22 protein-coding genes are annotated in these 19,338 nt (G+C 36.3%); 4 read left to right on the top strand and 18 right to left on the bottom strand.

Features of this window, described 5'->3' with window-relative positions; genetic code table 11:
- Positions 1-445: 445 nt before the first annotated feature.
- The 6 genes from G4D61_RS09730 to G4D61_RS09705 form a co-directional block, all read right to left on the bottom strand.
- On the bottom strand, positions 446-916 hold the full coding sequence (locus G4D61_RS09730) for a flavodoxin (protein ID WP_429888770.1): 471 nt from the start codon (positions 914-916) through the stop codon (positions 446-448).
- Between the two features lie 226 nt (positions 917-1,142).
- Positions 1,143-2,318: an iron-containing alcohol dehydrogenase gene (locus G4D61_RS09725; RefSeq protein WP_025726985.1), complete on the bottom strand. Its 1,176-nt coding sequence runs from the start codon at positions 2,316-2,318 to the stop codon at positions 1,143-1,145.
- A 695-nt stretch (positions 2,319-3,013) separates the two neighbouring features.
- A complete protein-coding gene (locus G4D61_RS09720; RefSeq protein ID WP_025726986.1) occupies positions 3,014-3,625 on the bottom strand; it encodes a chloramphenicol phosphotransferase CPT family protein in 612 nt (203 codons plus the stop codon).
- A 41-nt stretch (positions 3,626-3,666) separates the two neighbouring features.
- The gene (locus tag G4D61_RS09715; protein WP_081749948.1) at positions 3,667-4,002 is read right to left on the bottom strand and encodes a hypothetical protein; all 336 of its coding nucleotides are present in this window, start codon (positions 4,000-4,002) and stop codon (positions 3,667-3,669) included.
- A 3-nt stretch (positions 4,003-4,005) separates the two neighbouring features.
- A complete protein-coding gene (locus G4D61_RS09710; protein ID WP_081749949.1) occupies positions 4,006-4,215 on the bottom strand; it encodes a hypothetical protein in 210 nt (69 codons plus the stop codon).
- 32 nt (positions 4,216-4,247) lie between these two features.
- On the bottom strand, positions 4,248-4,520 hold the full coding sequence (locus G4D61_RS09705) for a hypothetical protein (RefSeq protein WP_025726987.1): 273 nt from the start codon (positions 4,518-4,520) through the stop codon (positions 4,248-4,250).
- A gap of 199 nt (positions 4,521-4,719) precedes the next feature.
- Here G4D61_RS09705 and G4D61_RS09700 point away from each other — a divergent pair, with 199 nt between their 5' ends.
- Entirely contained in the window at positions 4,720-5,439 is a 720-nt protein-coding gene (locus tag G4D61_RS09700; protein WP_025726988.1) for a class I SAM-dependent methyltransferase, read from the top strand.
- 81 nt (positions 5,440-5,520) lie between these two features.
- Here the strand turns inward: G4D61_RS09700 and G4D61_RS09695 are convergent, their stop codons facing one another.
- The 6 genes from G4D61_RS09695 to G4D61_RS09670 all read right to left on the bottom strand — a co-directional run bounded on the left by G4D61_RS09695 (position 5,521) and on the right by G4D61_RS09670 (position 11,766).
- Positions 5,521-6,231, bottom strand: coding sequence for a YwaF family protein (locus G4D61_RS09695; protein ID WP_163173813.1), 711 nt, complete (start codon positions 6,229-6,231; stop codon positions 5,521-5,523).
- A 194-nt stretch (positions 6,232-6,425) separates the two neighbouring features.
- Positions 6,426-6,956 carry a (2Fe-2S)-binding protein gene (locus G4D61_RS09690; protein WP_025726990.1) on the bottom strand — a complete coding sequence of 177 codons (531 nt, stop codon included), beginning with the start codon at positions 6,954-6,956 and terminating at the stop codon, positions 6,426-6,428.
- Entirely contained in the window at positions 6,943-9,222 is a 2,280-nt protein-coding gene (gene pucD, locus G4D61_RS09685) for a xanthine dehydrogenase subunit D (RefSeq protein WP_025726991.1), read from the bottom strand. The genes G4D61_RS09690 and pucD overlap by 14 nt, the downstream gene beginning before the upstream one ends.
- 5 nt (positions 9,223-9,227) lie before the next feature.
- Complete coding sequence (locus G4D61_RS18495) at positions 9,228-10,118, bottom strand: FAD binding domain-containing protein (protein ID WP_025726992.1); 891 nt, start codon at positions 10,116-10,118, stop codon at positions 9,228-9,230.
- Positions 10,112-10,753: a nucleotidyltransferase family protein gene (locus G4D61_RS09675; RefSeq protein ID WP_025726993.1), complete on the bottom strand. Its 642-nt coding sequence runs from the start codon at positions 10,751-10,753 to the stop codon at positions 10,112-10,114. Before G4D61_RS09675 ends, G4D61_RS18495 begins: the two co-directional genes overlap by 7 nt.
- Entirely contained in the window at positions 10,750-11,766 is a 1,017-nt protein-coding gene (locus G4D61_RS09670; protein WP_025726994.1) for an XdhC family protein, read from the bottom strand. The genes G4D61_RS09675 and G4D61_RS09670 overlap by 4 nt, the downstream gene beginning before the upstream one ends.
- Positions 11,767-11,991: 225 nt before the next feature.
- Here G4D61_RS09670 and G4D61_RS09665 point away from each other — a divergent pair, with 225 nt between their 5' ends.
- The gene (locus G4D61_RS09665) at positions 11,992-12,282 is read left to right on the top strand and encodes an ArsR/SmtB family transcription factor (RefSeq protein WP_152604254.1); all 291 of its coding nucleotides are present in this window, start codon (positions 11,992-11,994) and stop codon (positions 12,280-12,282) included.
- Between the two features lie 102 nt (positions 12,283-12,384).
- Positions 12,385-13,554 carry an MFS transporter gene (locus G4D61_RS09660; RefSeq protein WP_052137800.1) on the top strand — a complete coding sequence of 390 codons (1,170 nt, stop codon included), beginning with the start codon at positions 12,385-12,387 and terminating at the stop codon, positions 13,552-13,554.
- Positions 13,555-13,822: 268 nt separating this feature from the next.
- On the opposite strand, the gene wrbA is transcribed toward G4D61_RS09660, so the two are convergent.
- The 6 genes from wrbA to G4D61_RS09630 all read right to left on the bottom strand — a co-directional run bounded on the left by wrbA (position 13,823) and on the right by G4D61_RS09630 (position 18,210).
- Positions 13,823-14,434 carry an NAD(P)H:quinone oxidoreductase gene (gene wrbA, locus G4D61_RS09655; protein ID WP_231472971.1) on the bottom strand — a complete coding sequence of 204 codons (612 nt, stop codon included), beginning with the start codon at positions 14,432-14,434 and terminating at the stop codon, positions 13,823-13,825.
- Positions 14,435-14,575: 141 nt separating this feature from the next.
- A complete protein-coding gene (locus G4D61_RS09650; protein WP_025726998.1) occupies positions 14,576-14,977 on the bottom strand; it encodes a DoxX family protein in 402 nt (133 codons plus the stop codon).
- Positions 14,978-15,028: 51 nt separating this feature from the next.
- A complete protein-coding gene (locus G4D61_RS09645) occupies positions 15,029-15,967 on the bottom strand; it encodes a ring-cleaving dioxygenase (RefSeq protein ID WP_025726999.1) in 939 nt (312 codons plus the stop codon).
- 405 nt (positions 15,968-16,372) lie between these two features.
- A complete protein-coding gene (locus G4D61_RS09640) occupies positions 16,373-16,615 on the bottom strand; it encodes a DUF362 domain-containing protein (protein WP_025727000.1) in 243 nt (80 codons plus the stop codon).
- Between the two features lie 37 nt (positions 16,616-16,652).
- Positions 16,653-17,189 carry an NADPH-dependent FMN reductase gene (locus G4D61_RS09635; protein ID WP_025727001.1) on the bottom strand — a complete coding sequence of 179 codons (537 nt, stop codon included), beginning with the start codon at positions 17,187-17,189 and terminating at the stop codon, positions 16,653-16,655.
- A gap of 397 nt (positions 17,190-17,586) precedes the next feature.
- Positions 17,587-18,210 carry a superoxide dismutase gene (locus G4D61_RS09630; protein WP_025727002.1) on the bottom strand — a complete coding sequence of 208 codons (624 nt, stop codon included), beginning with the start codon at positions 18,208-18,210 and terminating at the stop codon, positions 17,587-17,589.
- A gap of 318 nt (positions 18,211-18,528) precedes the next feature.
- Between G4D61_RS09630 and G4D61_RS09625 the strand changes: the two genes are divergently transcribed.
- Complete coding sequence (locus G4D61_RS09625; protein ID WP_235425065.1) at positions 18,529-19,158, top strand: helix-turn-helix transcriptional regulator; 630 nt, start codon at positions 18,529-18,531, stop codon at positions 19,156-19,158.
- Positions 19,159-19,338: the final 180 nt, after the last annotated feature.

The raw sequence follows: 19,338 nt of genomic DNA, 5'->3' as shown, positions 1-19,338 counted from the left end.
AGGAAAATCATCATCAAAATATTTAGTATAATTGCTAATATCATATTGGCTGTCATAACATTCATCATCTATTTACGATTTACTACAATTGGAATTGTCGGGGCATCAGAAATCTATATTTTTGCATTCCTCACCTTTTTGTAGCACTTGCCCGCTCATTCAAACGGATCCCACCATTTTTTCTAAAGTAAAATCGTGCAGCTTATAAGTACCGTCTTAATAGTCTGCGGTTCCTGATCCTCCATTTACTCGTATTAGACGTTATTCAAGCTTTTCAGCAGAACGCTCATATTGAATCCCGCACGTCTTACAAATATCATCATTCAACAACGGACACCGATTCATTTTATGGAAATTAAAAATAATCATTATATTTAATTATAATGATTATTTTAACAATTAACAGTATAACACCCTATTCAGTTAAGTTGCGTTCATAAGCATTTTAAACTTGATTCACATTATTTTTTGCTAATACCCACTCATAGACAGATTGTGCAAATTGCTTACATTCATTTATTTCTTCATCAGAATCAGGAGTTAGTTCAATTTTTAATCTTTCCTTAAAAACCTCTCCTCCTCTTTTTTCTAATGTTTCAGCAAAAATATCTACCGCCCCGCAAAATTCTGGATAAATCGTATCGCCTGAGCCAAAGCATGCTGCGTGTACTCCTTTTAAATTTAATGCATTCATTTCTTCATATACATCTTCTGCTTCATATGGAAGATCTCCATCCCCCCAAGTATAAGATCCAATAAACACACAATCATAGTCTAAGATTGTCTCTATTTCGATATCATCAAGATAGTCCATTTTCACTTCGCACCCATTTTCAAGAAGAACATCTTTAAGTATCGTTGCAATATCCTCCGTATTACCTGACATACTTATATACCCAATGAACATTTTCACGATATAGCCTCCTAATTGATAACGATTATCACACAGGATAATTTAATCATAGTTGATAATGATTATCAATGTCAATAATATTTTCTGTTTAAAAGAAAATAGTCTTTCGCTCTTAGTTCATACAACACTCTGTAAGAAAAAATGAAAAAGAGGTCTCATCCCTCTTGGTGGAGAGATTGGACCTCTTTCTGGATCATTACTGATAAACGCTTACATAATACAGCAATTTTTATCGTAGGAAAGCTTTTAATTTTCCATTGTAAGCATTTTCTATTATTTGCTGAATATCATCGGAATTTGTTAACCTAGGATTTACATCTACATTACCGCTTCTCATTGAATCCTTTACCAATTTATTAAGTTGTTCCATATTGACCCCTAATTCTTTAATATTAGAGGGGATATTCATCTTTTTGTTCATTTCAATTACATAATTCACTGCTTTTTCAGCTGCCTTTACGGTAGATAAGCCTGTGATATCAATTCCTAAGGCTACGGCTATATCTTTATATTGGTCGATACAAGCTGGTAGATTAAATTCCATTACAAAAGGCAATAGTACTGCATTCGCAATTCCATGTGGAATATTAAAAACTCCTCCAAGTGTGTGTGAAATTGCATGAACATTTCCTAAGCGCGATTGTGCGAATGCAGCCCCTGCCATCATTGAAGCGATAAGCATCTTCTCTCTATATACAATTTCAGTTCCAATAAAATATGCTTTTGTTAAATTTTCTCCTATCAGTTTAATAGCTTTAAGGGCAAGTGCCTGACTTACAGGATTAGCCGCTTTTGATGTATAAGATTCAATGGCATGGGTTAATGCATCCATTCCTGTCGATGCTGTTATACTTTGTGGTAAATGAAGAGTAAGTATTGGGTCTAATATAGCGAGTTTTGGATAGATGAAAGAACTAAGTACACCTAATTTAAATGATGTTTCTTTGTTTGTAATAACCGTTGAATTTGTTACCTCGCTTCCTGTTCCGGCTGTTGTAGGAACAGCTATGATTGGAATTGGAGCTACTTTTATTTTACCAACTCCCTCATAGTCTAAAATACTGCCAGGATTCGTTGCCATTATTGCTATCGCTTTTGCAGTATCAATACTGCTTCCCCCACCTACCCCAAGAACCGCTTCTAAGCGATGTTCCTTTAGAAACTTTGTTCCTTTTTCTATCGTTTCAGAAGATGGATTAGGTTCAACCTCGTTGTAGATTTCATAATCCAACTTTACATCCAGAAGCGATTGCACAATGCCTTCTAGAAGTCGTGCATGTTGAATCCCCTTATCTGTTACAATTAATATTTTTTGAACCCCTAATTCTTGAACGACTTCTCCAATTTGATCCGATAATTTATTTCCACACAAAACTCGAGTCGGCATAAAATAGCTATATGACATGACTGTACTCCCCTTCCTTAAAAAAGATATTCGTCGTAAATTGAATGCACTTATTTATTTCATCATTTGATTTTTGGCGATCAATAACGGCGTCTGTATAGATGGCACTTTTATTATTGAAATGTTTGCTTTTTGTCCCCATTCTGCTAGTATTAAAAACATTAACAGATGAATGTCATTTCCAAGGATGAGCTTAACTAACGTTGCCTTGATGTGTCACGATATCTCGTCACGCAAACATTCTTACTACTTCTCTCATACTTGGGCGGCTTACTCCGAAGTGATTGACGACTCCGGCTCAAACGGTAACTATTTCTTGGTAATAAACACCCTTAATAATTAACCGCTACATTTCCTCTACATTTCTTCAAGAATTTTTCCTATTTAAATACACTAGATACGAGTCAACATGTTCGCCTCTTTCCTTCCAAGACTAAATAAACGATAAAAATATTTGTGACCTGTTTGTAAGATTATCGGACATCCGATTTATTACAATATACATAGGGGATAGACAACTTAGAACATTATGTATTTTTAAACGACCATACATTGATAATAAATAAAAAGAAATAAGAAAAGGAGCGTCACTGATGCCAGCAACGCCCCCCAGTATTATAGATCATTCACTTGCATATGATTTATTTGAATTTATAGCCTCCTTAGTTATTTGTCTCATTATAGGCATCTTTTCCTTACATACTTTCAATGCGATGGAAAGCAGTTGGCGAAGGCCCTTCTAGTCTGCGACGAATGATATTAGCACACTCTCCAGCACTATTCATTGAAGTATCTACCTCTAAATCGTAAATACCTGGCTGGTGGACGAGCTGTTGCCATAAACTTACTGGTTTTGGAATATTACCATCATTTGTGTAACCAGTTTGCCAAGTTGCAATCCGCCGTTTCATAATAATTTCGATCGGGCAGCGAACGCCCACAAATAAAACAGGGAGCCCCTTCAATATTCTTGCACACATCGGTAAAATTCCTCGAGGAACAGAATAACCGTCATGATGTCCTACATCAACTACAACATTCATTCCTAAACGACTATGCGCAGCAATTGATTGATACATCGCTTTATACATATTTACAATAATCGGTTCTATCTCAGGGTGTTCACCGCCAGGCCGCAGTCCGATCCCAGGTTGATAACGGTCGGGAATCATCTCCATATAGCGGTCAACCCCAATATTCATCCATACACCTTCAAATGTTTTCTGGATAACAGCAGCAATGCTCGACTTCCCAGATCTTGGAGTTCCGTTGAGAATAATGATCCATCCAGGTTTAATGAAATTCATTCAAGCTGTCCTCCTTTATCCTATTTAGTTAAAACTGAATACTACATATCTTTGTCAAATTGAATGAATTGTGATCTTCTATTTTTCGGCCTTAAGAATAACGATTGATTTATGACTTTAGATACATCAATCCTTGGGAATTCATGCTGAATGAATTGATACACCTCTTGCACGATAATCTCTAATTCTTTTATAACATTTAGGGGATCCTCCAGTAAAATAGAAGAAAAGCGCTTAAATGAATGATTCGGCACAATATCCATCATTTCTAAAGAATGTTTTTGCCATTTAAAAGCTGGCTGATGAACATATAGTCGATTTAATCCAAAAAGCATCCCCACTATCGACTGTACAGAAACAATTACTTTATATAGCATTAACTAATCTCCACGAGCAAGTAATGCCTCGCGATTATTCCATCTACTGCCAAAATCCATATATTCTTTAATCATCGCTTCACTTAATGCTGTAAGATAAACCTCTACTCGTTTTTTAAGTGCATGAATGACTTCCTTACCACCAAGAGCAACCTCGTCTCGTACTGTTGCGATAAGACATTGTTTATCTAGATCCGTGTCAATTGCAACCATCACATCAACGATTATTGTCTGAACGGTTCGTGTTAAGAAGTTGCTAATTTCTCATTCATTATGTATGTCTCAGACCATTCCTCATCCTCATATAGATAAAAATCGATGATGTCACCATTTACATAATGAATCGCGGCTTTCCGATCTTCATCTGTTGGATTTTCACGCCATAAAATAAACAATTCAATATCAGCATAATCATCATACCAATTACGGGAAACAGATCCGCCAAGTAAAACAGCCTCTACTTTTGAATGTTGTAAATAAACATTTGCAATATCTATTGCTAACTCTTTTAAATTCAAGCAATCATCCAAATATTTTTATTTTTTATATTCGATATTCATCACTGTTCCTCCTTTAAGACAAACAACCATTCTATAGACAATTCCACTGTAGCTCAATAAAACATCACATGATATTATTGTACTAATACCTATTCACAAGCATAAATCTTTAACAAATGTTGTTATTTTTACTTTATCGTCAATAAGGAGGTTGTGTATGAACGAGCCTAAGTATGGAATCGATGCCCCTATTGTTCCTATAAGCTACTTTAGTTGTTTTGTTATCCTTGCACTGCTAGGCATTATTTTAATATCTCTTGGCCATGATTGGGCATTTTGGCTGTTAGGTTATGCATTTTTTTGTTTGATTTGTCTATTTTTCTACATGCATTCGACGTTAAAAGGTAAGTTTACTATTTGGAATAACATTCTAGCGGATTTAGAGATAAAGCAACAGGCTCATTTTCTAGATTTAGGATGTGGTCGGGGAGCTATTTTTTATTTAATTATTAAAAAGCTTGGAACTACTGTTCAAGGAACAGGAATAGACCTATGGAAAAAAATTGATCAATCAGGAAACGGAATTGATATTGCGAGAAAAAATGCCGAACTTGAAGGAATTAGTAAACAAATTGACTTAATTACAGGGGATATTCGCAGTCTGCCTTTTAAAGATCAATATTTTGATTTCGTTACAAGCAATCTCGTCATCCATAATATTCATCAAAAAGCAGATAGGGAAAAAGCATTACAAGAAGCCCATAGAGTTTTAAAAGAGGGAGGTAAATTAATTATTACTGATATCAGTAAAGTAAAAGAGTATAAATGCGTATTAGAAAATTTAGGAATGGTTAACATTACTTTAAAAAATGCTGGATGGCAAGGGTGGTGGACTGGACCTTGGGTACCAACATACATATTAATTGCAACAAAGTAATAAGTGATTGAACATATATAGTTGAACGTCTTAAATGATACCCATTTCTCATAAAGCAACTTATCCACATATGGGCATTCTTTACATCTTCTTTTTTAACCAAAATGGACTGTATAAAAGATAAAAACTTACCAATATGACAAGCTCCATTGAAAATATGTACCACGGCCAAGGACCGATGTAATCTAAAATGGAAGTATTTCGCGGTTTTTTCATAATATATAAGTAATTGGCTCCTAGCAATTTGTTTAGGAAAAAAATAACGGCTCCATATAAATTTACAATGAAAAAAGATGCCCACATAGATGGAATTGTTGGTTTATAGTTAAATGTTGCAACCATAAAAAGACACGCTAATACTACACCGCCATGTGAAACGAAAAATTCAATATACTGAAAGTGCGGAAAAGAAAAACGGCCAAGGTCAGGTGTTAAAATTGCTTGTAATGAGCTTCCTAAACCTGCAAAATACATAAATTGAAACAATCTATAGCTTTTCGTCAAGAGCATTGCGACAGCTAGGATTGCAGCAATATCACTTAATTGTAACGGTAAATCCTTTTTCAATGACCAGACATGTTCAGATACAAGCCAACAATGTTGCAAAGTATCTGAAATGATTAACAGAAAAGCCAGCATGTAACAAATTCCCGATCGTAGCTTTTTGAGCCCGTTTTGATAAACAAACAATAGTGTGCTAAGAACAACAATAACAGCAATTGTAAGCAAATGTTCAATTGAAAAAAGATGGAATGAATGAAGTTTTGAGTGATAAGCGAAATATGCCTGCATATTAACAACCCCAAGAACAATTTTTATAAATAGTTTGGGGCAAATATTTCTACCTCTATACTCCAATATACTGATTATCGTATTTTTTAATAATCTGCAGCATATCTGCAAAAACAGAGAAACTATCGATGTTAAACTTTTTAATCAGTTACCTACCTTTGCAATATAATATCAAAAGGTTTTATAACAAAGTTTTATGACCTTTCTGCTTCTTTCGCTATCAAACGTTGAACAGCGCGAATAATTCCGCCATATCCCGTACAACGGCAAAGATTCCCAGATAATGCTTCTTTTATTTGTGCTTCAGTCGGATGTTGTGTTTCATTCATTAATGCTTTGACAGCGATAATCATTCCCGGAGTGCAATAACCACACTGAAATCCTCCTTCTTCAAGAAAGTATTGCTGAATGGCATCAAGCTCTCCATCTTTACTTAAACCTTCAATTGTCATAATTGAACATTGATCGATTTGATAAGCCATCACTAAGCAAGCATTCACTGCATTCCCATCTATTAGTACTGAGCAGGCACCGCACCGTCCAATTCCGCAGGAGATTTTTGTTCCAGTCATTTGTAGCTGATTACGCAGAAGATCAATAAGCCTTAATGTCGGATCAACTTCAAGCATATGATGCTGACCATTGAGCATAAACGTAATATTGATACGACCTGACATACGCTGTTCTAGTTTTCTTTTATTAACCTCTACTTTATCCAATGACATGCCCCTCTTTCATTACATATTTTAGAATCTCCTCTTGTGAAACTGGCAATCGGTTTGCCCAATATCCTGTCGCATCGTGGATAGCTTTTACAATGGCTGGTGAAACAGCGACCGAACCGATTTCTCCTACTCCTCTTGGACCATACGGATCCCCTTCAACTAAATCATCAATTGGCTCCACATTCATTTTGTAAGGGACGTCGTTAATTGAGGGAATTAAATAAGTGTCAAGATTCTCTGTAAGATATCTGCTTTCATCCATTGCGGCTTCTTCCATTAAAGTATAGCCGAGTGCCATTACACCGCCTCCTTCAATTTGCCCAGTGTATCCAAGCGTATTTACAACGGGCCCCGCTGCAATTGCTTGATCTAGATCAATGACTTTGACTCTTCCTGTCAACATATCAACTTCGACTTGTGCCATCACACCAGCGAACGTATATAAAAAGTGCCCAGAATCGATTTTATCTGGGGTAGTTGGAAAATCAAATTTCGTCTTTATAATGACTAGATCATGTTCAGGAATAAGTTCAGCTAGTTCACGATAAGAAAGAACGGGACTAGCTGATATTTGGCCTTCATGTTCGGAAAAAATCCCACCTTCCCCTAATTTTAAATTTGCGTGCGGAATGCCTGTGATGGTTGCTGCCTTTTCAAGCATGTTTTGACGAAATTCACTTTTCATTCGATTGATTGCGTGCCACACCATGCTCGTTCCCCGTGAAGCTGTTGTAGAACCTGAGGAAGGAACGATAGCAGTATCGCCGATAACAATCGATAAATCATCTTTCGAACAGCCAAGCATCGTGCAGGCGATAATCTCAATAACACTTAAAATCCCCTGTCCAGCTTCTTCAAAACCAAATGCAAGCTCAATTTTCCCTTCCTTTGTTAAGGAAAGTCTTCCGCCAGCCGGATCTAGACGGCCATAGCCTAGCCCGCCTCCATGCATGGTGACTGCTATTCCGATACCACGTTTTTTCAATTTATTTTCCTCATTGTATCGCTTTGTTTCAATCACTTTCTCTTTTAATTTGCCGGCAACTGCCTCCAGTACATCAGAAGCACCATTTGTTTCAGCAATTCGATGTCCCAATGGGCCATGGTCATTTGCTTTCCGAATATTTCTTCTTCGTATCTCGGCTGGATCTATTCCCAGCTTTTCTGCCAAACGATCCATTTGTCCTTCCAAAGCAAACGTAACTTGATTGCCTCCGAATCCTCGAAATTCACCAGCAACACCATTATTGGTAAATACAGAGACTCCTTTCACCTCAACATTCGGAATCATATATGGACCAATGGCATGTTCAACTGCAAAGTCCAAGATCGCAGGTCCAAGTGTAGAATATGCACCGGTATCTGCGACAATGAACTCCTGAAAGGCTAATAATTTTCCAGTTTCATCAGCACCAATTTTCACCGTCATTTTCATTGGATGGCGTTTAATGCTCGAAATCACTGATTCTTTTCGTGTTTGATGGATTTTTACTGGTCTCCCAGTCAATAATGCCAACAGCGCTCCATATGGTTGGATATTCAATTCATCTTTACCACCAAAAGATCCGCCGATTGGACTGGATACAATTCTAATTTTTTCTTCATCCATATCTAGAATTCTTGATAACTGGAAGCGGTCTTTATAACCATGTTGAGTACCGACATAGACAGTAATACCACCATCATCTTCTGGAACAATGACACCTCCTTCTGTTTCCATATATGCATGCATTTGCCTTGGAACATGGTATGTCTCTTCAACAATAACAGCACATTGAGAAAAGGCTTCATCCACATTGCCATCTATATGTTCTCTGCGATGGAGAATGTTGCCATCGGGATGAAGTTTCAGTGCATTTGGTTCTAGTGCTTTTGTGGGACTATCGATAATTGGTAACGGCTCATAAACAACTTCGATAAGATCTAAAGCTTTTTCCGCAATCTCTTCTGATTCTGCCGCAACTGCCGCTACTGCATCCCCTACATAACGAACTCGATCTTCACATAAAACTGGCTGATCGGGTGTCACAATTCCGAATCGGTTTAATCCCGGTACATCTTTAAATGTGATTACAGCTTTTACACCTGGAAACTGTGCAGCTTTGGTCGTATTAATTGAAATAATTTTTGCATGCGGGTATGAACTTCTAAGAATTTTTCCGAAAAGCATATTCGAGAAAGACAGATCTGTTAAGTATGTCATCTTTCCTGTCACCTTTGCGATACCATCCGGTCTAATGCTTCGTTTTTTATTCTGTTTTTCCATATATCTCACACCTTTCCATCAAAAACACTGCTTAACTCTGAAATAATTAAGTTAGCCGCCACCATTTTTCGATACTCCGATGATACGAAGGCATCTGATGCCGGATTATATTCCCTAATAATTGTTTCATACAAACTCATGATCTTTTCTTTTGTCAAGACTGCTCCATGTAGAAGCTGTTCACAGTCTATTAATCTTTTTGGCAAGTATGTACCGCCGCCAACTGCAATCCTAATATGCTCAGCTCGAAATTCACTCGTAAAAGAACCATTGAGAGAAACAGTAACAAGTGATGGAATAAACGCCTCTCTGCGGCCAATTTTCTTATACACATTTATCTTATTTTCAGCTAGTATCTGAGAAGGAAGCATAATTGCTGTTAATATTAAACTTGGATTTAATTGATATTGTTGTAAAAACAACTCTATCTCACCGATTTGTAAATGATTGCCATCAAACCAACATGCTTTAGCAGCTAATGCTAATAATGCAGGAATTGTATCGCCAACCATATAACAGACGTTCCCACCAATTGTTGCTCTATTTCGAACAGCTGGTGCAGCCACCTCCTTGACTGCATGTGTAAGAATATTCCACTCTTGTTTAATAAGAGCATGTTTACGTACATCTGCTAAGCGTACCGAAGCGCCAATCACTAAAAAATGTTCTGAATCTATCTGTTTAAGTTGTATTTCTTGCATTCCGTCTATTTTCTCCAAGCTTATTAAATAAGGGTGCAAAGCTGTGCCTTGTTCCCTCTTCATTTGCAGAAGTGTACCGCCAGAAATAAACATAGCATGCGTACCAATTTCTTTCTTTAACTCCCATGCTTCTTCAATAGATGTTGGTCTTAAAACGACAGATGAAACTTCCGGTATCTTTTCTTGCTTCACCACCGATTCAACCCCTTTGCTTTTTCGTAGTCTTCTTTTGTATCAACATCATGGAAAAGTTGCCAGTTATCATATTCAATGCACATCCCTCGCAAAGAAGAATTATCTCTTAAAATTGCACGGGCACCTTGATCCCCCTTAAGCTCCATTAATGCTGGAAAAAGTGTATTTGCCATTAACATAGGAGGCTGGATTCTTCCTTTATAACTGGAGGCAATAAAATCTACTGTTTGCCCCATTTCCATTCTCTCTTGAAATTCTTCGATTAAATGATTAAGCATGCCGACCTCGATAAACGGTTGATCTGCAAGTATGATGATAACTGCCTTTACATTCATCAGCTGGGCCACCTTTATGCCGCATTTTATTGTATGGGCCTGCCCACGTTCAGCATCAGAACAGTAAATTGGCGACCATCTTCTTTGATGGACATGATTGAACATTTCAGTATCTATCCATGCAATCCCTAGTTCTTCTTTCATCATTACAAGTGTATAGTCAAGTTTTGACGTGATCGCTGTTTTTAACGCTAAACTGCCTAATGGCTTTCCTTCTAATGGGAGATGAAGTTTGCTCCGTCCCATCCGGTTACTTTTCCCAGCTGCTAGCAATAACCCTGCGATTTTCTCGAATATCACAGATGAACTTTCTCTCTCATCAGCTGATTTTTTAATTGAATTAATTCAGCGACAATGCTAACAGCAATTTCTTCAGGTCCTTCTGCCGCTATCGATAATCCTATAGGGGTGCGAATATTAGATGGAAGCAGCTCCATACCGAGTAAACGCTTCGTACGTCTGCTAGAGCCTAGCACACCGAGATAACGTATATTTTTATCGAGAAGATAGGCTAATAACTGTGCGTCCTTTGAAAAATGATGTGTAACAATTAGCACGAAATCGTGCGGAGAAACCTTAATTCTTTCTTCTATTAATTCTGTTGAGGGGAAACCGACAACAAGTACATCTGCGTTTGGAAAATTTCTTTTATTGCATAAACCCGGTCGCCAATCTGACACCGTTACGGTAAAACCGGTTTGTGCTGCAAGGGAAACAAGGGGGATCGTGTCTTTTCCTGCACCAAAAATAATTAATCGTGGTTTCGGATAGTAATGATGAATGTATACTTCTTCTTTAAGCATTGATAAGTAATTTTTTCCATTTCTTAGCCGAAAACATTCTTGTATGTTAATTGATTCACCTCGTAAACTACCAAATTTGTAGTGACCATCTTCTGTTAGAAATAAATATGAACCGGTCGATAAACATTTCATGAATGTTACAGCAATTCCTTTTTCCAATAACGCCTTCAATTTAAGCAGATGCTCATAATACGTTGCATCAACTGGTTCAACTAAAACTTCGATAATGCCGTTGCAACCAGATCCCTCTCCCCATGACAAATCATTATATCCCCGCATGTCATAAACAATCGTCTCTGTTTGTTGTCCAAAACCATTTTGGATTCTAGCTGCTAAATCCTCTTCCAAACAGCCAGCACTTATAAGTCCCACTTGCGTGCCATCATCTTTAAAAAACATGGCAGCCCCTTCCTTTTTATAGGCAGAACCTTCCACATGAATGACGGTCGCAAGTACACCTTTTAGTTTGTTAAAATATATTTCATCCAAAATTTCGTACATATCTTCCATATACATTCTCCTTTACCGCAAACCGTTAAGCAAAATTATTATTACTATAATGATTGAAAATTCAGTTATTTGCAAGTGTTATGTCACATTCCCTTACATCAAACTTACATGAAAGGCTTGTCAATTCTTAACAATCCAAATTGAAAAAAAGCAGAACATTACCATTTGTCATGACCTATATGTTTATTCCTTGCAAAAATGGTTCACTCATTATACGATTGTTTTATGAATATGAAACTACAGAACAACGATGAGATAAGAGTCCAAATTTTTAAGGCGCTTGCTGATGAAACAAGGTTAGAAATTATCCGTATGCTTAAACATGTTGATAAGGAAATAAGTTGTGGCGAGGTAGGTGAAAACATTAATATTTCTAAGTCAACCGCTTCGTATCATTTTAAAATTTTACGTGAAGCTGGATTGATCTCTACAAGAAAAGAAGCACAAACGAAATATGTTCAATTAAGATTAGATACTTTTGAAACGTACCTTTCACATTTCCTAGATTCGTTATAAGAATCTAGGAAAAAATTATTCTTTAGTTCAAAGATTTTAGAACTACAAAACAAAAGGAGTCATTAAACAAAGAACAACATCACTTTTTTATTTTTCTCTATTATGTTTTTAATTGGAACAGATACATTTTTAATTTCACCATTGCTTCCAGCATTAACAAAAATCTATCATATCTCCGCTGATGTTTCCGGCTGGATGGTTAGCGCATATGCTTTAGGATATGCTACTTTTGCGTTAATTGCCGGACCAATTTCCGATTATTTAGATAGAAAAAAAGTAATGATCTTTGGCATGATTGGGTTTGCGATCTCTACATTCTTATGCGGGTTAGCACCTAATTTCTGGACGATGATGCTTTTTAGATTACTAGCGGGCATTAGCGCAGCATTTATCACTCCACAAGTTTGGGCATCAATTCCAGTTTTAGTAGCGCCAAAGAACATTGTTAAAACAATGGGATATACAACAGCAGGATTGTCCTTATCACAAATGATCGGCATCCCAATTGGTAGCTATTTAGCTGCAATGTCATGGCATGCACCATTTTTTGCCATCGCATGTTGTTCCGTTATATTAATGATTGGCCTATTGTTTATTCTTCCATCACTTCCAACATCGTCCAATACAACAAATAAACGAAGATCTATTATTGATGTATACTTACGATTATTTAAAACTCCAACAATCACTATATACATAATTGCTTATTTTATCTTTCAAACTGGCAATTTTGCTGCCTTCTCTTTTATAGGTTCTTGGCTTTCTTCAGATTTCCAGTTACATATAGCAGAAGTTGGTACAGCAATGATCGCTCTTGGTTTAGGTAATACATTCGGTTCTATTTTTGGCAATCACCTTGTGAAAAAACTAGGTGTACGTAAATCGCTGTTATTTGCTTTTTGCTCACTCATTATTCTTTACACCGTACTGCCATTTGCGTTAAATCTTATGATTGCAGAGTTATTGCTATTTATGATCTTTTTAATTGGCGGATTCGTCTTTCCTATTTTTATAAGTACATTGCAAGCTCTAACAACTACTGCAAGAGGGACCGTCTCTGCCATGGCGAATGCTGCAATGTATGGAGGAACTGCACTGGGCGGTATGATCGGCGGTTTATTATTAAACCATTTCAGAGGATTTTTCGGTGTATCATTTTTTACAGTGGTCATGTACATGTTTTCTCTTTTTATCTATATAAAAGGCGGAATCTTTAAAACAGAAAAACGTTATCATCGTTTACAAGAAATTCAAAAAGTTGAACGTAAATGATCTTTTCATAAATGCTGGAGGATGATTTCCGCTATAAGGTTTCATCCCTTGCATTCCAATATGTATAGTGATTAAAAATAAAAAAAGCTAGGACAAAAGTATGTTAGCAAAAGAAACACCAAATATTACACTTTAACCCCGCTCCGGAAATCCGCGGGTGGCTGATGAGCCTCCCGCAGGAGTCTACGTATATTTCCGGAGCTGATTTGTGCAATGTTCATCTTTAGCTAACCACTTTTAAGTTTTGTCCCAGCCTCATACATTCTCTTTATTGATTTGCTTTTTTTACCCATTCAGCGACAGTCACTGTACGTTTTGCTTGGTGTTTTACTGCCGCTTGGACATCCTCAACCATGTTACCGTCTTGATCAACGGTAACACTTGTACCATAAGGATTCCCCCCTGCACCAAATGTTACAGGATCTGTGTATCCAGGAGCGGCAACGATAGCTCCCCAATGGTACATTGTCGTATATAATGATAAAATGGTTGCTTCTTGACCACCATGTGGATTTTGAGCTGAAGACATTGCGCTTACCACTTTATTCACAAGCTTTCCGTTAAACCAAAGACCTCCTGTAGTATCTAAAAACTGCTTCATTTGTGATGGCATATTTCCAAATCGTGTTGGGACACTAAAAATAATGGCATCTGCCCATTCTAAATCATTTAATGTAACTTCTGGTACATCCTTTGTTGCCTCAACATGACTTTTCCAAACTGGATTTCCATCAATAACTGATTGGGGAGCAAGTTCAGGTACCTTTAATACTTTTACTTCAGCACCTGCTTCTTTCGCTCCTTCTTCAGCCCACTTAGATAACTGATAATTTGTTCCGCCCATACTGTAGTAAATCACTGCTAACTTAACATTTTCCATTTTTTCGATCTCCTTCTTCTCTGAAGAATTTCCAAATAGCTTGGATAAAATACTCATAATTGCACCTACCTATTATTTCTTTCTAATTGAGAAAATATCCCAAAAGTTAAAATGATTATAGAAATGTTGCTATTAGTTCTATCAAAAGTTTAAATAATCATGTAAAGAATAAGCTCCCGGTCCAATTAATGCCATGCCGATCGCAATGACAATTAGCATTAAATTATATTCAAAACCACCAGCAGCATTCGCAAACCCTTTAGGCCCATGAACTTTTACGATTGCGCCTAACATGACAATTGTGATAAGAACAGCTGCTATCGGTAAAAATAGTCCTAAAATAAAGAGAATACCACTTACCAATTCAGCTAAACCACTAAATAGTGCTATAGCATTTCCTGGTTTTATTCCAACCGATTCAAACCAGCCGCCAGTGCCTTTGATCCCGTATCCACCAAACCATCCAAATAACTTTTGGGATCCATAATAGAAAAATACTATTCCAACCATTATTCGTATGATAAGTAATCCTAAATCTATCATTATCAATTCCTCCTCATTATCTATAAGTGCGTACTTTCTTTTCAATATATATTAGTCTAATTCTCTTACTTTAAATGGAAGCAACCCTTTTTCAATTTGTCCTCGATATATTTCAAATTGTGGCGGAAGCATTAAATTCTCACCCATTGTTTTTCTTGACTCATCATGTGCAAATCCTGGAGGATCCGTAGCAATTTCGAATAAAATTTCTCCATGTTCTCTGAAGTATATAGAATTAAAATAATTGCGATCTCGAACTGGAGTTACACCATATCCGCTGCTTTCCACATAATTCAGCCAATCTAATTGGTCCTCGTTATCTTTTGCACGCCACGCAATGTGGTGCACGGTGCCAACTCCCATTTTGCCACGACCAATAGGGGTTAATTTCAAGTCTATGATATTACCAATTTCAGCTGAAGATTGATAACGGATGAGATCTCCTTCTCTACCAATCATTTCAAGTCCTAATACATTTTCTAATAACCCTGCAGTCTGATTTGGCCGTGCTGATAATAGCGTTGCACCACCAAAGCCTTTTATTGCAACATCGGGTGTTATAACGCCAAAGGTCCATCCATTGGTCGCTCCACCATCTCTTTCGACTATTTCCAAATGAAGTCCGTGTGGATCATCAAATTTTAAATAACTTTCTCCAAATCTGTTTGCTTTCGTATACTGAACATTGAACTTTGTTAATCTGTTTTCCCAAAATTCCATTGCTCCTTTAGGAACTACATACGTTGTAACACCTACTTGACCGTCCCCAATTACTCCTTGGCGGGCACCCGCCCATGGAAAAAAGGTAATAATCGTTCCGGGGCTACCTTCTTCATTGCCGAAATAAAGATGATAAGTACCGGGATCATCAAAATTTACTGTTCGCTTCACTAAACGCAAACCTAAAACGCTGGCATAAAAGTCCACATTTTCTTGCGGATGCCCCACTATGGCGGTAATATGGTGAATCCCCATCGTTTTCTTTTCCATTTCATTTCACTCCTTCTAATTGTTAATATTTTACTTTTTTATAAATGATTGTTGCTCTGAAATAGTATAAAGCCATTAATTTCGGCGCCAAGATATTTGCTTCTTCACTTAAAAAAATTAAACAACCACCTGACAAGTAATTAGTGGAAGAGTTTCGAAAAATATCTCGAATTCGAGATAGTAATCAAAAATTTTTTTAAACAAATGTTTATTTTTATGAGTAGCAAAATATCTTGAATTCGAGATAATTATAATATGCCTTTTACTGTCTGTCAATACTTTTATCAATCGCATATTGATTATGCTCTTTTAGTCGAGCACTATGCGTCTGATAAAACCTTTTTCAGGTAGAAGTAACGGTATGATTAATATGTTTAATCAATTACTTCTACCAAGAGGAAATGTTTAAGTAGAGATCCCAAAAAATTTTTCTGCTTTTTCAAGGTACGGCTCTTGTGCTGGTGTTAATTCGTATTCTTCAACAATTGCGAATACTGGGCAGACAGCAGCACATGCACCACAATCAATACATAAATCTGGATTAATAAAAAACTGTTCACGATCTTCAACTATACAATCAACAGGACACACTGTTGCACATTCCCCAGCTTTCTCAGCCACACAGGGGCTTGTAATAACAAACGCCATCGTATTTTCTCCTTCTCTTTTTAAGCATGGTTATTCTTTATTTACTAATTCTTTCTTGTAAAAACAGAATCTCTTCAGCGAGTTTATTGATCCGCCTTGCAATGTCTACATCTACAATTTCATTTTCTTCATTAAATGAATCATTGTGTACAAAAACATTGCTGACCGATACAGTTCCTTTCAAAAAAGATAAAATCGGTTTTAATTGATATTCTGCTACGAGAAAATGTTTATCCGTTCCTCCGGTTGTAATAATTCCAATCACTTTAGACTTTAAAGCATCTGTAGGAAGATGATCCAATAGATTTTTTAATACTCCTGTAATAGATGCCTGATAAATCGGAGTACCAATGACTAATGCATCAGCAGATAGAATTGTTTTAACAACATGAATTGTGTCCTCATTATAATAAGTTAATGGTGTACCACGAACAAATTCTACTTCATAATCCCTTAGATCGACTAATTCTGTCTGTATGCTTGAATTCATTCCTTTAGCAGCAAATAAAACATCATGGACAGCTTGGGTTGTTTTCCACCCAACCAATGATCCAGAAATTCCAACAAGCTTCAATATTGTTCTCTCCTTCTGTCATTCACTTCCAAAAAAGAATGACCTTTATAATGATGTATGCATGCAAATAGCATTTCTAATTTTACTAGTATATGCTCATGTTTCTTACGTATCTATAAAATATTCATTGAATATGGCTTTTGCAATTTATGTAATGAAAATCCGCATACATTGGGAACTTTTTAACGATTGAATAAGGCTGGGACAAAAGGATATGAACGAAAGAAAACCCGAATATTGCGCTTCAACTCCGCTCTGGAAATATACTTTGCTTTCCGCGGGCGGCTGATGAGCCTCCTGCAGGAGGCTACGTATATTTTCGGAGCTAATTTGCAATGTTCGTCTTTAGCTAACTACTTTTGAGTTTTGTCACAGCCTCACTCAATAAATTAATTGATTATTTTGTTAGAGCTTGCTCAAACTTTCCTGAAACAACTTTCCAATTAATAATGTTAAAAAAGTTGGCAATATATTCAGGTCTTCTATTTTGATAATGTAAATAATAGGCATGTTCCCAAACATCTAAACCTAAAATGGCCGTTTTTCCTTCCATAATTGGATTATCTTGATTTGCAGTGCTAGTCACTTCTAATTTCCCTTCATTATTCACAACAAGCCATGCCCAGCCAGATCCAAATCGACTAGCAGCTGCACTAGAGAATTGATTTTTAAAATTTTCAAAACTACCAAAAGCTACGTTTATAGCATTTGCTAAATTTCCAATGGGCTCTGATTTTTCTTTGGCAGGTGCAATTACTTCCCAAAATAGTGTATGGTTTAAGTGACCGCCACCATTATTTCTCACTGCAGTTCTAACTTCCCCTGGAATAGCGTCCAAATTTTCAAGAAGTTCTTCCAATGTTTTCTCTTGTAATTCCGTTTTCCCTTCAATTGTAGCATTTAAATTATTTACGTACGTTTGATGATGCTTGCCATAATGAATGGTCATCGTCTGCTCGTCTATGTATGGCTCCAACGCGTTAAAATCATAAGATAATGCTGGTAATTCATACTTTTTCATGTTTTATTTCCTCCTAAAATGATCAATAGTATATTTTTATACTTAAAAGTATAAAAAGTATAATAAAAGATTATCCTATGATTGTAAGAAAATCAAATGATTTGCACTTTTATATATTTATAACTGTGAAGGAAAAATACTCCTACTCATTTTTATTGCTATAAGTATTTTACTTTTCAGTTGCAATCATTTTTAATATAATAAATATAACTCTATAACTATTAAGATGTTTGAAAGGTAGTGCCGTGATGATTCAGCACTGCTTTTTGTTTTATTTATAAATGATAACACTTTGTATCTAAAATGAGGTGCAGCAATTTGAAAACAATAACGAAAAAAACAACAAAAGATAAAATCCTTGATTTATTAAAGAGAGAAGTTGCATTAACGGTAAGTGACTTAACTCAATGCTTAAATATTACAGATATGGCCGTAAGAAAACACCTCACCACTATGGAACAAGATGGTATCATTAAGTCAAAAGAAGTAAAACAGCCTGTAGGAAGACCACTTCAAATATACTCCTTATCAGAAAAAGGTGAAATGCTTTTTCCAAAAAACTATGAAGGATTAAGCATTGAATTTCTGAGAGATATTCAAGAAATGTACGGAGAACAAACGATCGTGCAGTTATTCAAAAAAAGAGAGCAGCGCATGACTAAAGAATATATTAGAAGATTTCAGAATAAAACCCCTTTCGAAAAAATGATTGAGCTTCACAATATTCAAAATGAAAAAGGTTATATGGCAGCTGTATCACAAATTGATGAGAAAACATTCGAATTAACCGAATATAATTGTCCCATTTTGAAAATTGCACATGAATATAAAGCTGCATGCAGTTGTGAAACATCTATGTTTAAACATGTTCTTGACACAGACAATATAACAAGAACAAGCTGTAAGTCAGAAGGTAATGATCACTGTAAGTTTCTAATATCATTCTAATAAGATGAAACGTGAATAACCTTAACCGGTTCATATAAAAAGTGGATTGAAGCAGAAGGGGGCGAGACCCCGCAGTCGGGTAACGAGGGCACTGAAAAAGTCCATTAAATTATTAGACGGTTAAAGGTTGAATAAATTAAACCTTTAACTGTCTTTTTAGCTTATAATAATGATATTAAT

Source organism: Heyndrickxia ginsengihumi (assembly GCF_011008565.1).
Taxonomy (GTDB): domain Bacteria; phylum Bacillota; class Bacilli; order Bacillales; family Bacillaceae_C; genus Weizmannia; species Weizmannia ginsengihumi.
This window is presented reverse-complemented; position numbering and strand designations above follow the sequence as displayed.

Excerpts from the sequence above, each read along its gene's own strand:
- G4D61_RS09725 (WP_025726985.1), bottom strand. The coding sequence starts at position 2,318 with ATGTCATATAGCTATTTTATGCCGACTCGAGTTTTGTGTGGAAATAAA.
- G4D61_RS09720 (WP_025726986.1), bottom strand. The coding sequence starts at position 3,625 with ATGAATTTCATTAAACCTGGATGGATCATTATTCTCAACGGAACTCCA.
- G4D61_RS09715 (WP_081749948.1), bottom strand. The coding sequence starts at position 4,002 with ATGCTATATAAAGTAATTGTTTCTGTACAGTCGATAGTGGGGATGCTT.
- G4D61_RS09710 (WP_081749949.1), bottom strand. The coding sequence starts at position 4,215 with ATGGTTGCAATTGACACGGATCTAGATAAACAATGTCTTATCGCAACA.
- G4D61_RS09700 (WP_025726988.1), top strand. The coding sequence starts at position 4,720 with ATGAACGAGCCTAAGTATGGAATCGATGCCCCTATTGTTCCTATAAGC.
- G4D61_RS09695 (WP_163173813.1), bottom strand. The coding sequence starts at position 6,231 with ATGCAGGCATATTTCGCTTATCACTCAAAACTTCATTCATTCCATCTT.
- G4D61_RS09690 (WP_025726990.1), bottom strand. The coding sequence starts at position 6,956 with ATGTCATTGGATAAAGTAGAGGTTAATAAAAGAAAACTAGAACAGCGT.
- pucD (WP_025726991.1), bottom strand. The coding sequence starts at position 9,222 with ATGGAAAAACAGAATAAAAAACGAAGCATTAGACCGGATGGTATCGCA.
- G4D61_RS09670 (WP_025726994.1), bottom strand. The coding sequence starts at position 11,766 with ATGGAAGATATGTACGAAATTTTGGATGAAATATATTTTAACAAACTA.
- G4D61_RS09665 (WP_152604254.1), top strand. The coding sequence starts at position 11,992 with ATGAATATGAAACTACAGAACAACGATGAGATAAGAGTCCAAATTTTT.
- G4D61_RS09660 (WP_052137800.1), top strand. The coding sequence starts at position 12,385 with ATGTTTTTAATTGGAACAGATACATTTTTAATTTCACCATTGCTTCCA.
- wrbA (WP_231472971.1), bottom strand. The coding sequence starts at position 14,434 with ATGGAAAATGTTAAGTTAGCAGTGATTTACTACAGTATGGGCGGAACA.
- G4D61_RS09650 (WP_025726998.1), bottom strand. The coding sequence starts at position 14,977 with ATGATAGATTTAGGATTACTTATCATACGAATAATGGTTGGAATAGTA.
- G4D61_RS09645 (WP_025726999.1), bottom strand. The coding sequence starts at position 15,967 with ATGGAAAAGAAAACGATGGGGATTCACCATATTACCGCCATAGTGGGG.
- G4D61_RS09640 (WP_025727000.1), bottom strand. The coding sequence starts at position 16,615 with ATGGCGTTTGTTATTACAAGCCCCTGTGTGGCTGAGAAAGCTGGGGAA.
- G4D61_RS09630 (WP_025727002.1), bottom strand. The coding sequence starts at position 18,210 with ATGAAAAAGTATGAATTACCAGCATTATCTTATGATTTTAACGCGTTG.